This window comes from Mucilaginibacter terrigena (genome assembly GCF_004168255.1).
GTDB lineage: Bacteria > Bacteroidota > Bacteroidia > Sphingobacteriales > Sphingobacteriaceae > Mucilaginibacter > Mucilaginibacter terrigena.
Map to the genome: position 1 here is coordinate 89119 of NZ_SEWG01000002.1, position 13583 is coordinate 102701.

Sequence of the window (13583 nt, forward strand, 5' to 3'; positions counted from 1 at the left end):
TTAGTTGCTGGTTGTAGCGTTGAAGGGTAGCTCCTATGGAGCAAAAAAATCACCGACTTTTTTCTACAAAGCGGTTGTTCCTACGGAACAGTTGCATTTAACATATGAAGAGATTTTCATGCCCCAGTGGGGCTACCGCTTTGTAGCAAATAAATTAATAATGCTTTGCTCCGTAGGAGCTACCCGTCACCTATTCAGGTTCTTTAAATATATAGCGCTCATCAAATGCTATATCAAAACTGGTCAGTAATTGACGGTATTCATCCAAGAATGTGGTTTTCTTATGATGTTCCTGCTGATTATTAATATAATTGACAACTTTAACAAGTTGCGATTTGCTGTAACTGAACGCACCATAGCCTTCCTGCCACTGAAATTTAGATTTGGTCAATCTCTCTTTATTGATCCATTCCGAAGAATCGCCTTTAACTAAACGCATTAAATCAGAAACGGATTGCGCTGGATTTAAGCCGATGAACATGTGCACATGATCTGGCATATTGTTAATACTTAACATTTTATGCCCATTATTTTGAACTGTTGCAATAATATACAATCGCAACCTTTCATCCCAATCAGTACTCAATAAAGCAGCCCGGTTTTTAACCGCAAACACAATATGAATATAAAGTTGGGTGTAGGTATTTGACATTGTTCCTTTACAACTTATTCCCCCGCAAAAACTCCTCTATACTCATGCGTTTTTTGCCTTCTAACTGCACATCGGTAACAATAATGAATCCATCCTTTGCGGCAAATTTTAACTGGGTTTTGTTGTTGGTGATAAACCCGCCGGCGGCAATTCCGGGCTCGCCGGGCTCGTAATTGGCGTTGTATATTTTCAGCACTTTATCATTCAATATTGTATAAGCTGTAGGCGAGGGGCTTAAGCCGCGGATCAAATTATAAACCTGCTCAACCGGTTGGTTAAAATCTACCAGGCAATCCGTCTTGAATAATTTGGGGGCATGTTTTAATTCCATGCCCTCGGCAAGTTGTTCCTGCGGATGCTCGTTATAACGGCCGCTTTCAATGCCCTTAACGGTTTTTACCAGCAGGCCCGCGCCTTTATTCATCAGGCGGTCGTGTAGTTCGCCGGCGGTTTCGGTGCCGGTTAGGGTAACTTTTTCGGTGAACAGGATGTCGCCGGTATCAATATCATGTTTCAAGAAAAAAGTGGTAACACCACTTTCCTTTTCGCCGTTGATAATGGCCCAGTTAATGGGTGCCGCGCCGCGGTATTGCGGCAGTAGCGAGGCATGCAGATTAATGGTGCCTTTTGGCGGCATGTTCCAAACCACCTCGGGCAGCATGCGGAAGGCTACTACCACCTGTAAATCGGCTTTAAGAGCTTCCAGTTCCTGCAAAAAATCGGGGTTCTTCAACTTTTCGGGCTGCAGCACTTTTATGCCGTTGGCATCGGCATATTGCTTCACTGCCGACTGATTCACCTTTTGGCCCCGGCCGGCAGGCTTATCGGGTGCGGTAATTACCGCAACAATATCGCTGCCGGCTTTTATCAGCGCATCAAGCGATGCAACGGCGAAGGCAGGGGTACCCATAAATATAATTCTCATTTGCGCGCTCAGTTTTTGGCAGCTACCTATTTGTATAATAAATATTTACTGCGTGTTACTTTAAATTTTGACAATGCCGGTTCCCAGCTTTGGCGTATCTCGGCTTCGGTTTTACCTGCAATAATTTGTTTCCTCAGTTCGTCGTTCCCGGCCAGCCTTTTTAAATACGGTGTAAAAAAGTGGGCCTTATCCGGGTATATGTTGTACATATCAATCAACCACGCCAAATTAAGCTTTCCGCTGCTGCGGATGGTTTGCATATTGTAATTTTTAAGATCGAGCCCATAACAAACGGTATCTTTTAACGGTGGGTTATCGCTCATGCCGGGGATGCTTACCGGCTTAAACGAAAAATCGTATTTACCCTTTAAAAGCGGGCTGCCTATAACCTGGAAAGGGAATAACGTTCCGCGACCAAGGCTAAGCTTTGTGCCCTCAAAAAAACAGATATGCGGATATAATAAAATAGACTGCGCCGTGTTCAGGTTTGGCGAAGGGCCTACAGGCAATATGTAATCCATATCGCGCGCGTAATTGGCCACCTTGATGATCTTCAGCTTACACTTTACTTTGTTTTTTAACCAGCCTTCGCCGTTTATCATTTGGGCGTATTCGGCTATGGTCATGCCATGCAGGATGGGGATGGGGTGCATCCCCACAAACGACCGATAATTGGCGGTATCCAATACAGGGCCATCAACATAAACACTATTAGGGTTTGGCCTGTCCAGTATCATCAGTTCGATATTGTTTTCGGCGCAGGCTTCCATCACATAATGCAGGGTAGATATGTAGGTGTAAAAGCGTGTACCAACATCCTGTACATCAAATATCATCAGGTCGATACCTTTCAGGTCGGCAGGCGTAGGCTTATAGTGCTTGCCATAAAGCGATATGGCGGGCAGGCCGGTCACCTTATCGGTGGTGTTATCTATCTGTGCGCCATCGCTTGCGTTACCCCTAAAGCCATGTTCGGGGCCATAGATCTTTTTAATACCTACCCCCAGTTTTAAAAGACTATCAACCAGCGGCGTTTTATTGCTGCCGATGATGGACGTTTGGTTTATCAGCATCCCAATTTTGCGGCCTTTAAGGTAAGGCAGGTATGCGTCAAGCCTGTCGGCAGCAGGCAGTATGGGAGCTATTATTTTTTTTACGGCTACCGTTTTGTCAACTTTAGCGGTTGCTTTAGGGCTTTGCGCAAAATTGTCGCATTTAAAAAATAGCAGGCTTACTGCTACCAGCGGGATATATAGTTTGATGCCTATCATAAGTTTTTGATGTTAAAGCAAATTTAAAAGCAGTATGTTTATTGTAAAAACGCATCTTTGCGAAGGTACAAAAATCATTTCAGCATTGAATTTCGCCGGGTTTATATCAAGTCGTATTACATTTAAGAGCAAGCGTACTTTCTCAAAATTAATTGTGCGCATAGCCATTATTGGCATTATGCTTGGCCTGGGCGTAATGATACTTTCCCTGGCCGTTATAAAAGGATTTAAACAAGAAATACGCGAAAAGGTTAGGGGTTTTGGTGGCGATATCCAAATTGTGAAAACGGATAACAACACCTCGTACGAGAAATCGACCTTTGCGGATAGTGCCGGCCTGGTAAAGGATATTAAATCAGTTAGCCAGGTAGATGCTGTTTATCCTTACGCAACAAAACCCGGTATCATCAAAGCCAATAACGAAATAGAGGGCGTAGTGCTTAAAGGGGTGGATAAGCATTACAATTGGGATTATCTTAAAAAAGCGCTGGTAGCGGGCACGGTTATCAACTATACCGATACAACCGATGTGCAGCTACAGATCATGATATCGCAGTTAACGGCCAACCGCTTAAAGCTGAAAGCGGGCGACGACCTTAAAATGTATTTTGTGCAGGAGCCCCTGCGCCAGCGTAAGCTTAAAATAGTGGGCATATTTAACCTGGGGGTTGATGAAGTTGACAAAACCTTTGTAATTGGCGACCTGGCACTCATAAAGCGTTTAAACGATTGGAAACATGGTGAAATAGGCGGATATGAAGTAATTATCAAGGACTTTGACAAGCTGAACACCACAGCCAACGAAATTGATAATAAACTGCCCATCAAACTAAGGTCGTTTACCATCTTAGAAAATTACCCAACCATTTTTGAATGGTTAGGCATGCTTGATGTTAATGCCGTGGTAATGCTGGTGCTGATGATTGCCGTAGCCGTTATCAACATGATATCGGCATTGCTTATTATGATATTGGAGCGCACGGCTATGATAGGTATTTTTAAAGCCATGGGCGCGGGTAACTGGGCAATTCAAAAGATATTTTTGTACAATGCTGCTTACCTTATTGGGGTGGGCTTGTTGTTAGGTAACGCCTTTGGGCTTGGCTTAGGCTTTTTTCAGCAATCCACACATTTTTTTAAACTGGACCAGGCATCCTATTACATGACCTTTGTACCCATAAAAATTGTTTGGATGGATGTGCTCCTGCTCAATTTGGGTACACTTACAGTTTGCTTGCTGGTGCTTATAATCCCATCGATGCTGGTTACACGCATATCGCCTGTGAAAGCCATCAGGTTTAAATAGGGCAGAAAGCTGAAATCAAAAAGTAAAAAGCAAAATCAAAAAGGCAGGAGCAGCTTTAAGCTTCGCTCCCGCTCAAATACTATTTCTTCTGCGTTTTAAAGCTGAATTTGAGGTTTACGCCACCGGCACCAAACCTGATATCCTGCGCGCCAAGCCCGCCCAGCGGGTACTTAACAAAGGGCTCGACAATAAGCCTGTTGTTACCCACAGGGTAACCAAGCCCGAACGATAAGTTAAGAGTTTTACCAAAGTAAAAGCTGTTAAAACTGTTGTGCGCGGTTTGCTCCGACTGGCTGTTTTGGGCAGATGCGCCATTACCGTAAGTGTAGCGGTAAGTGTAATTCTCATCTATAAAAGTACCCGAACTTAACCCCGCCGATATATAAGCATCACTTTTTTGCGGGTTAAATTCGTATTTTATATTGATAGGGATATCAAGGCCTACAAGGTTGGCATTGTAATTTTTGAAAACCGGCACCAGCGCGGCAGATGAACCAAAAAGCGCCTCTTGTTTTAACGGGGCTGCAGCCGCGAATGTATTGGTTGCGGCCTGCGGCGCAGTTGTATTATAACTTAACGAGTTTTGGGCCAGGGCTATCCCGGTTGATAGTTTAAGGTTTTTGCTCAGCTTGAAATCGGATGTGAAACCGGCACCGGCGTTTATTTGGTTGGTGCTGCCCTCGGCATAGTTAAAATAGGTAGCGGCGTAAACGCTAAAGTTCACCTTTTTATCGGTTTGCTTATCAGCCTTTTTATTATTCCGCGCAGTTTGCTGCAGGCGGTCGGCCTCAAACATGGCATCAATAGAGCGTTTTGTCGGCTGTGGCTGTTTAACACCGTCAGCTGGTGCAATATTATTTGGTGTTTGTGCTACATTATTGTTAACCGGCTGCGTATTGCTCGCAATTTGAGGCTGATCTGTAATAACGCTGTTAATTGCCTTTTGGGTATCGATGGCAGGCTTGCCGCTATTGTTTGTTGCCGGCACGGTTTGCGCTATGCCATTAGATGGCAACTGCCATGGCTGCGGGTGCCCCACCCAGGTATTTGCTTTTGTATTGGATGGCATATTACCGGCGCTGTAAACACCGGGTGCAGTTGCGCCGGGCTCAATAATGCGCCGTGGCGTTACCAAGCTGTTATTTGCAGCAGGCGCGGGGGCGTTGTTAGCCATCACAGGTGCCTGCTTAGTTAAGGATGTATCGGTACTGCCGGTGTTTGCCGGGGCGCTATCTGTTACAGGCGCGGGCTGCTGTTTGTTAATAGCAGGCTTTACAGCAATATTATTTGCACCGGTGCCCTGGTTATTGAACCATAAACCGATGCTCAAAAATACTAAAACAACAGCCGCGGCGCTGCTCCACCAAAGCCAGGCAACTTTTTTACCTTTTTCTTCGGCAGGCAGTTTCTTCTTTAACTGCTCCCAACCATACTCAACACCGGGGTGTTCGTAGTTATCAAACACCTCACTAATGTGGTTGGTTAGTTTATTATCAAACTGCTCATCCATGGTTTCGTGTTTCAGTTGTTAACAGATGCCTTAACTTATCCTTAGCCCGGCTTAAATAAACTCTTGATGAGCTTGCAGGCAAATTCAATATCTTGCTTATCTCATCATGGTTGTAACCATCTATTTCGTACATGTTAAAAATTGTAAGCTGTATTTGAGGCAATTGCTTCATCAGCTTTAAAATATCCTGTGCATTTAAACTTTCAATAACAGTGGCGTTGTTGCCTACGCCATAGGCATCTTCAATATCTGTGATGTTTTGATGTTTTAATTCTTTACGGCGCCGGTCAATTGCGGTGTTCACAACAATTGTGCGCAGCCACGCCCTGAAGGGCTTATCGGTATTGTACGTGTTTATGTTATTAAAAATTTTTATAAAAGCATCGTTAACAACCTCTAAAGCATCATCTTCGTTTAAACTATAGCGCATACTTACACCCATAGCATAGCCATAAAACTGTTTGTATAGTAATTCCTGGTGTTTTATGCTGCCTGATTTACACTTACTGATTATCTCATCTTCAGTAATGCGGTGAAGTAAATGCATTAATTACTGTTAATACTGCTTAAGCTGATTTATACAATACGCACCAAAATCACAAACGTTACAACCCGGGCAATTTTTATTAACCACAAACACCCATAGCTTTAGCTATGCCAACCATGTGTGCCTGCAGTAATAATAATAATTAATTTGTTTTTTTCAGGTCGTACTGGTACGCCGCTGTATCGCCTATTGATCTCGCCATCTGAAAAACGTTGCCATTGTAAACAAATACATATTCGCCGTTTAAATGTGCTTTTGCAGGTATGCCGGTTTTAGGGTAAGTATCATCTACAAACATTATCCCGCTTCCAACAATACCATAATGCCCTTTGCTGCCTGCGTGTACTGTAGCAGTATCACCCAGCACCTTGTAGCCTACACCCGGCTCTATCATAACTGTGATCTCGGCTTTAACAGTATCAAGGCTGTTATCTTCGTGCTTTGAAATATGCCTGAACTGCCCTTTGAATGTGCCCGACGGATCAGGGGTAGCCTCGCCTCCATGGTCGTTAAAGCAACCGGCGGCAAGGGTTAGCAGCAGCGGTAATAAATAGATCAGTTTTTTCATATCATTTGGAATTACACCATACATTACGTACATAATTTTAAAACGCTACAATAAAGCGATAAGTAATTAAACTTTTTTAGCCTCTTCCCAAAATACATCCATTTCGGCAAGGTTCATATCATGCAGCTGTTTGCCGCTCTCTTTAGCTTTGTTTTCAAGATACTGGAAACGCTTAATAAACTTGCGATTTGTTTTCTCTAACGCATCTTCGGGGTTTATACCAATAAAGCGGGCGTAGTTTATCAACGAAAAAAGCAGGTCGCCAAATTCACCTTCGGCCTTTTCATGATCGATGGCGCTTTCGTTAACCACATTGTACTCATCCTTAAACTCCTGCAGTTCTTCTTCAACCTTGGCCCAAACCTGTTCCTTGTTGTCCCAGTCGAAACCAACCCCGCGTGCTTTTTCCTGTATGCGCGATGCTTTTACCAGCGCCGGTAAAGAGGCAGGCACGCCGCCCAATACCGATTTATTGCCCTCTTTTAGTTTGATTTGTTCCCAGTTGCGTTTAACATCGTCTTCATTGCTCACCTCGGTATCGCTGTAAATATGCGGGTGGCGGTTTATCAGTTTATCGCAAATGCCGTTTAGTACCCCGGTGATATTAAAATCACTGGTTTCTGATGCTATGCGCGAGTAAAAAACAAGGTGCAGCATAATATCGCCCAGTTCTTTTTTTATTTCGTCCATATCGCCGCTAAGGATAGCGTCAGATAACTCGTAAGTTTCCTCGATGGTTAAATGCCGCAGGCTTTCCAGCGTTTGTTTTTTATCCCACGGGCAGTTCATGCGCAGGTCGTCCATGATGGTAAGCAGGCGTTCAAAAGCGCCGGACGGAGTAGAAGAGGTAACAGGTGCAGTTATCGGCATTTTATTTAGTTAGATAAACAAAGGTATTCAGTTTGCAGATATTAGTTTGCAGTTTGCACTTTAAATTATGCGATTTGTAATTTTGCCCACTTCCCACTTCCCACTACAAACTGCTAACCGCCCGCAGCATTTCGCGTTTGCCGGGTGCGCCGGGGGCTTTCTCAACCTTTAATCCCAAAGCTTTTATGGTGCGTTTAAGGTTACCGGTAATGGCATACGTTACAAACACACCGCCCGGTTTTAAAAAATTAAGGGTATAGGCAATGGCTTCATCATCCCACATTTCGGGTTGATAAGCCGCCGCGAAGGCATCAAAATAAATGATATCGTATTTAGTATCTGAAGAAAAATCAAGCAGCGGGGTTGCAGCAATTTGTAACTGGATAATATTACTCAATTGAACTGCTGCGGATAGCGAAGCCTGGTAAATTTGCAGAAAGTTATCCCAGGTGGGTTTGGATACGTATTGGTCGTAATCGGTATTACTGATCAGCTCCGGTATTAAAGGGTAGGCCTCGATGCCGGTGTACTGCAGCTTAATGTTATGTTGGATACAATGATCGGCGGTTAGCAAAAAGTTAAGGCCGGTGCCAAAACCAACTTCCAGGATAGAAACGGATGTATTGCCGGTACCGTTGTTTTCTAAAAAATAGGCTAACCCCGATTTAACGAAGACGTGTTGGCTCTCTTGCAAGGCGCCGTTACGCGAGTGATAATTTTCGCCCACCAATGCGTTGTAAATGGTATTAGAACCATCGGCAGTAGGCACAATTTGTAAATGGGAGGGCTGTTGATCTGTACTCATATCCAACAGCAAATTTAAGGAAAATAGGTGGGTTCACACTCCGGGCGCGCTGATGAACACCGGCCCCCATTAATACCGCGTGCAGACACAGCGAAGGGCGAAGTAAATGAGCCGGGAAAAAAAATTCGAAATCTGAAATTCGAAATTCGAAATAGGACTACGCTGTCATGGCCAGCAAGCGGTTAAGCTTGTTGCAATAATCGGGCAGGCTTATCTGGCCTTTATCGTAATCGGCAACCAACTCATCCAGTTCTTTTTCAACAATACTGCGGGTTGCTTTGGCATCAAGGTTTGCCGCTTTAAGCGCGTTTAATTTATGTTCGATAGATTTTTTCATGTACATAGGCTGCACATCCTGCGCCTGCAATAATACCTTGTTTAGTTTTTGCCTGTTGCGCTTGTCAAATTTAAGTATCAGGTAAACAATAACAGACCCTGCTAACAGGAAGTAAAAGAAATTTGCGGTTGATGTAGTAAGAAAATCGTTCATATAATTGTCCCTTGTGTATCGTATATGCGTGACAAGCGGCTTGGTTTTAATTATTACGAACATGGTAATGCTAAGGTTGCGTATTTTTTAAATATGGTTTAAAAAAGTACAAAACAGGGAGAAAATTGCCCGCTCGGAGGGATGCTAAAACGAAAAAAACAGGTATAAAACCTGCCCAGGGGTTAAATTTAAAAACAATCCGTTTACATTTGCACCATGTTATCCAGGCACTTAAAAGCTACCCTTAGTTATACTGTTATTTTTATATCGATGCTGGCTGCCTTGCCGGCGTTTTCGCAAGGCTCTCAAAAGGCGAGCAAAGCCAACCACTCATTTAAATTTAAAACAATAGTTATTGATGCCGGCCACGGCGGTAAAGACCCCGGCGCGCATGGTGCCTACTCTAACGAAAAAACGGTAGCCCTCAGCATCGCCAAAAAACTGAAGGTTGCCATTAATGACCAACTGGGGGGCGTTGATGTGATCATGACCCGCAGTACAGATAAGTTTATTGAATTGCACAAACGCGCCGATATTGCCAACGATAATAAAGCAAACCTGTTCATATCCATCCATTGCAATTCGTCGCCGGGCAAAGTGGGCAAGCGCCGCGGGGTTTTGCTGCTTGTATATGGTTTTCACCGCAAAGATGAACAAATGGAGGCCCTGCGCGAGAATGCTTCGATATTTATAGAAAAGGATTACCAGAAAAAATATAATGGTTACGGCGAAGATGCTGCCGTAAATGCTATTGTACTGGCTGCTTTTCAGCAGCGCTACCGCAAGCAGAGCGTACATTTTGGCAACCTGCTTAACCACGAATTTATAACGAATAACGGCCGCAAAAGCCTTGGCGTGCGCGAGCAGGGTGTACTGGTACTGCAGCAAAGCGGTATGCCGGGCCTGCTTGTAGAAACAGGTTTTATCAATAACCCGGCCGACGAGAAGTACCTGAACTCGGCCAGCGGGCAAAGCGATATTGTACAATCTATATTATCTGCTATAAAAAAATATAAAGAGACCTTTCAATAATTGCGAGGATTAGTTTTTAGCGGTACAAATTTTGTGTGTTTTAGGTAGCTTTACTAAAAACATACCGCCATGAAACCCATCATCAAAACATCACGCCGAGATTTTATACGTACAGGTTCATTAGGGGCAGGGGCATTGGTATTGGGTTCGGCCCTATCGTCGTTAGCCCTTGCAAACCCTGCCAAACGGTTAGGCATTGCCCTGGTTGGTTTGGGCGGTTACAGCGGCGGGCAGCTGGCCCCCGCGTTACAACATACCCAAAATTGTTACTTGGCCGGGATAGTTACCGGTACCCCTGCGAAGGCTGAAACCTGGTCGAAAAAGTACAACATCCCGCAAAAGAATATCTACAACTACCAAAATTTCGATAGTATAGCGCACAACCCAGATATTGATATTGTGTATGTGGTACTGCCGGTATCTATGCATAAAGAATTCACCATCCGCGCGGCTAATGCGGGTAAACATGTAATATGCGAAAAGCCGATGGCCCTAAACGCTGCCGATTGCCGCGAAATGGTTGCCGCCTGTAAGCAGGCAAACAAGTTGCTCTCGATAGGTTACCGCCTGCATTTTGAGCCGCATACGCAGGAGGTGATGCGCCTTGGTCAGAAACAGGTTTTTGGCAAGATAACCAAGGTGGATACCGCCAACGGTTTCACCTACAACGGCGACCCTAACGCCTGGCGGTTAAAAAAGGCCCTGGCAGGTGGGGGCGGGTTAATGGATATGGGCATTTACGCTATACAGGGCGCGCGCTACACATTAGGGCAGGAGCCTGTAGCTGTCAAAGCTACACAGGAGAAAACCCGTCCCGATTTTTTTAAGGAGGTTGATGAAACGGTTTTTTGGGAACTTAAGTTCCCCGGCGGCGCAAAGGTTACCGGCAAAAGCAGCTACAACCACGATTGGGGCTACCTGCGCGCGACGGCCGAAAAAGGAAGCTTTGAACTGGAACCTGCCTATGGCTACGGCGGACTTGACGGTAAAGTAAACGGCAAACCCATGCAGATCCACAATATCATACAGCAGGCCGCCCAAATGGATGATTTTGCCACCTGCGTTACCCTGAACAAAACAAGCCGCGTACCCGGCGAAGAAGGCGTAAAGGATATGAAGGTGGTTGATGCAATTTACCGCAGTTTGGAGAGCGGTAAGTGGGAAAAGATTTAAAAAATAAACCCTGTCACTTCGAACGATAGTGAGAAGTCTTGTTCATTTGCTTGGTGGTAAACCTTGCATATCGAACAAGATTTCTCTTCGCCCGCTTGCCCCCCCCCCGGCTCATCGAAATGACATACTTATTTACTATTGCGGTAGCGATAGGGGTGCAGCGATTTCTTAATGCCCAAACCTGAAAAAAACACCCACATACATACAATCCGAGTGGATATTAAGGGGCGGATAATATTTGGATCGTAGCTTGTTGATACCCCTGCCGTAATCGGTACTATCATAACCAATATCCAACCCTACACTGCCGGTCTCGAAGGGGAAGCCTATACTTATCGCAGGTGAGTATTCCATGCTGTATCCGGCCTTAACCGTTTGGTTCTCTATCTGCCGGTCGTCCGAGCCAAAGTTATATTGGTTGACTATCCCCGAGCCATAATTATAGCCGGTTTTAAATGATAGCGAGACCGAAAACTGCACATCATCATCAGGGTTGAAGCAATAGCGCGGGGTAATGGCTATACCGGTATAAATGGTGCTGCCGTCAAAATTCCTGTCATTAGGCAGGTCGAATTTATAACCCAGGATATCTCCGAAGGCGGTGAGGTCGACACCCAGGCGGCCGTCTTTAGATACCTTGCCATAACCCAGGCTTACCCCAACCGACCCGTTGCTGCTATCGCCGAATACATGTGTTGATGGCCGTATGGTGCGTAACTTAATAACAAAACCGCCGCTTTGTGCTTTAGAAAATTGAACGAAAAATAAACAGGTAATTAAGGTTAGGAGGGTAGCACGCATGCAGATGATATAAGTAAGCTAATATAGGCGGCAAATATGAAAAGCAAATGAAAGCGACGGGATTAGTATATTTACCACTATTAAAAATAACCCATGCACTTAAAACGAATAATATTAATGGCGCTGATACCTCAACTGATAGCTGCATTTAGCTTCGCGCAAAAAATACCGTACGGCAAAAATGCCGCGGTTGGTAAGTATTATGATGTACACGGCATAAAGCTTTATGTAGAAGAATACGGCAGCGGGCAGCCTTTGTTAATGATACATGGCAACGGCGGCGATATGAGCGCCTTTAGCGAGAACGTACCTTACTTCGCTAAAAAGTACAGGGTGATACTGGTGGATAGCCGCTCGCAGGGCAAATCTATCGACACAAACCCGTCAATCACTTTCGAACAAATGGCCGATGATTTTGCAGCGTTGCTTGATGTAATGCATGTACCCAAAGCCTACGTGTTAGGCTGGAGCGATGGCGGCATCAATGCCATCATCATGGCTATGCGCCACCCGGGTAAGGTGATAAAATTTGCAGCAACCGGGGCAAATATTACGCCCGATGCTTCCAGCTACGCCGACCCCAACGGCTGGCCCAGCTCAAAAAAATACTACGAAAAAAACAAGAACAGGGTATGGCGCACCGCAGCCGAAAAAAATGCCTGGAAAATGTTTATGCTGGATTGGGAACAGCCCAACCTTAAACTTGCCGACCTCAAAAAAATTAAATGCCCGGCCTTTATTATCGCCGGCGAGCACGATGTTATTGCCGATAAACACACCCGCTTAATACAGGCGAATATTCCCGGCAGTAAATTATGGATCGTAAAAAACTCGGGCCACGGAACGCTTATAGAACACGCTGCAGAATTTAATAAGCGGGTTGATGCTTTTTTTGAAGATAAGTAGTTTGTCATTAGTTTTTCAAATAAGATGTTTAAACATCTTATTGTGATATCTTTATATATCTTTGGCCCATTCAAAAAATATTAAACTGAAATAAACACATGAAAAAGATCTTATCACTGGCAGCAATAGCATTATTTATGCAAACGGCTGTATTTGCTCAAAGCACCTGGAAAGCTGATAAAGCCCATTCGCACGTAAAGTTTACCATTACCCACCTTGCCGTATCTGATGTTGATGGTACATTTAAAGATTTTGATGCGACTATAGTAGCTGCAAAACCCGATTTTAGCGATGCTAAATTCACATTTTCTGCAAATACTGCATCGGTAAGCACTGATAATGACAACCGCGACGGTCATTTAAAATCTGCCGACTTTTTTGATGTAGCAAAATATCCAACTATAACTTTTGTTAGCACAAACGTTGCAGCTGCAGGTACAAACAAATACAAAGTAACAGGTAACTTAACTTTACATGGTGTTACCAAACCGGTTACTTTAGATGTAGTTTACCGTGGTACTATTACACACCCCATGACAAAAGGCCTTGATGCCGGCTTTAAAATTACAGGTACCATAAAACGTTCTGATTTTGCTTTCGGCAGTAAATATGGTTCACCAATGCTAAGCGACGAAGTTGAATTGAATGCCAGCGGAGAGTTCCTGAAACAATAATAATTTTAAGATAATTCAGAAGAGGCGGCTATCGTATATCGGTGGCCGCATTT

15 protein-coding genes are annotated in these 13583 nt (G+C 44.3%); 5 read left to right on the plus strand and 10 right to left on the minus strand.

What is annotated here, in order from left to right:
- Nucleotides 1-190: 190 nt before the first annotated feature.
- The 3 genes from tnpA to EWM62_RS04220 are packed head-to-tail and all read right to left on the minus strand — an operon-like array spanning nt 191 to nt 2848.
- Nucleotides 191-652, minus strand: a complete 462-nt coding sequence (gene tnpA / locus EWM62_RS04210; RefSeq protein ID WP_129875412.1) for an IS200/IS605 family transposase — start codon at nt 650-652, stop codon at nt 191-193.
- A 7-nt stretch (nt 653-659) separates the two neighbouring features.
- On the minus strand, nt 660-1577 hold the full coding sequence (fmt, locus tag EWM62_RS04215; protein WP_203234986.1) for a methionyl-tRNA formyltransferase: 918 nt from the start codon (nt 1575-1577) through the stop codon (nt 660-662).
- Between the two features lie 26 nt (nt 1578-1603).
- Nucleotides 1604-2848, minus strand: coding sequence for an exo-beta-N-acetylmuramidase NamZ family protein (locus EWM62_RS04220; RefSeq protein ID WP_129875413.1), 1245 nt, complete (start codon nt 2846-2848; stop codon nt 1604-1606).
- 85 nt (nt 2849-2933) lie between these two features.
- Between EWM62_RS04220 and EWM62_RS04225 the strand changes: the two genes are divergently transcribed.
- A complete protein-coding gene (locus EWM62_RS04225) occupies nt 2934-4154 on the plus strand; it encodes an ABC transporter permease (protein WP_129875973.1) in 1221 nt (406 codons plus the stop codon).
- Between the two features lie 79 nt (nt 4155-4233).
- On the opposite strand, the gene EWM62_RS04230 is transcribed toward EWM62_RS04225, so the two are convergent.
- The 6 genes from EWM62_RS04230 to EWM62_RS04255 all read right to left on the minus strand — a co-directional run bounded on the left by EWM62_RS04230 (nt 4234) and on the right by EWM62_RS04255 (nt 8944).
- Nucleotides 4234-5664, minus strand: a complete 1431-nt coding sequence (locus tag EWM62_RS04230; RefSeq protein ID WP_129875414.1) for a porin family protein — start codon at nt 5662-5664, stop codon at nt 4234-4236.
- Complete coding sequence (locus EWM62_RS04235; protein ID WP_129875415.1) at nt 5657-6211, minus strand: RNA polymerase sigma factor; 555 nt, start codon at nt 6209-6211, stop codon at nt 5657-5659. The genes EWM62_RS04230 and EWM62_RS04235 overlap by 8 nt, the downstream gene beginning before the upstream one ends.
- Nucleotides 6212-6353: 142 nt before the next feature.
- Complete coding sequence (locus EWM62_RS04240; RefSeq protein WP_129875416.1) at nt 6354-6779, minus strand: hypothetical protein; 426 nt, start codon at nt 6777-6779, stop codon at nt 6354-6356.
- A gap of 66 nt (nt 6780-6845) precedes the next feature.
- Nucleotides 6846-7649, minus strand: coding sequence for a nucleoside triphosphate pyrophosphohydrolase (gene mazG / locus EWM62_RS04245; protein WP_129875417.1), 804 nt, complete (start codon nt 7647-7649; stop codon nt 6846-6848).
- Between the two features lie 103 nt (nt 7650-7752).
- On the minus strand, nt 7753-8454 hold the full coding sequence (gene mnmD / locus EWM62_RS04250) for a tRNA (5-methylaminomethyl-2-thiouridine)(34)-methyltransferase MnmD (protein ID WP_129875418.1): 702 nt from the start codon (nt 8452-8454) through the stop codon (nt 7753-7755).
- A 157-nt stretch (nt 8455-8611) separates the two neighbouring features.
- Nucleotides 8612-8944, minus strand: a complete 333-nt coding sequence (locus tag EWM62_RS04255; protein ID WP_129875419.1) for a hypothetical protein — start codon at nt 8942-8944, stop codon at nt 8612-8614.
- A gap of 216 nt (nt 8945-9160) precedes the next feature.
- On the opposite strand from EWM62_RS04255, the gene EWM62_RS04260 reads away from it, so the two are divergent.
- Nucleotides 9161-9976 carry an N-acetylmuramoyl-L-alanine amidase family protein gene (locus tag EWM62_RS04260; RefSeq protein ID WP_129875420.1) on the plus strand — a complete coding sequence of 272 codons (816 nt, stop codon included), beginning with the start codon at nt 9161-9163 and terminating at the stop codon, nt 9974-9976.
- A gap of 69 nt (nt 9977-10045) precedes the next feature.
- Nucleotides 10046-11149, plus strand: coding sequence for a Gfo/Idh/MocA family oxidoreductase (locus EWM62_RS04265; protein ID WP_129875421.1), 1104 nt, complete (start codon nt 10046-10048; stop codon nt 11147-11149).
- 168 nt (nt 11150-11317) lie between these two features.
- Here the strand turns inward: EWM62_RS04265 and EWM62_RS04270 are convergent, their stop codons facing one another.
- Nucleotides 11318-11950, minus strand: coding sequence for a hypothetical protein (locus EWM62_RS04270; protein WP_129875422.1), 633 nt, complete (start codon nt 11948-11950; stop codon nt 11318-11320).
- Nucleotides 11951-12067: 117 nt separating this feature from the next.
- On the opposite strand from EWM62_RS04270, the gene EWM62_RS04275 reads away from it, so the two are divergent.
- Both EWM62_RS04275 and EWM62_RS04280 read left to right on the plus strand, forming a co-directional pair.
- Nucleotides 12068-12856 (plus strand): alpha/beta fold hydrolase, encoded by a 789-nt coding sequence (locus EWM62_RS04275; RefSeq protein ID WP_129875423.1) that lies wholly within the window; start codon nt 12068-12070, stop codon nt 12854-12856.
- Between the two features lie 98 nt (nt 12857-12954).
- Entirely contained in the window at nt 12955-13530 is a 576-nt protein-coding gene (locus EWM62_RS04280) for a YceI family protein (protein ID WP_129875424.1), read from the plus strand.
- Nucleotides 13531-13583: the final 53 nt, after the last annotated feature.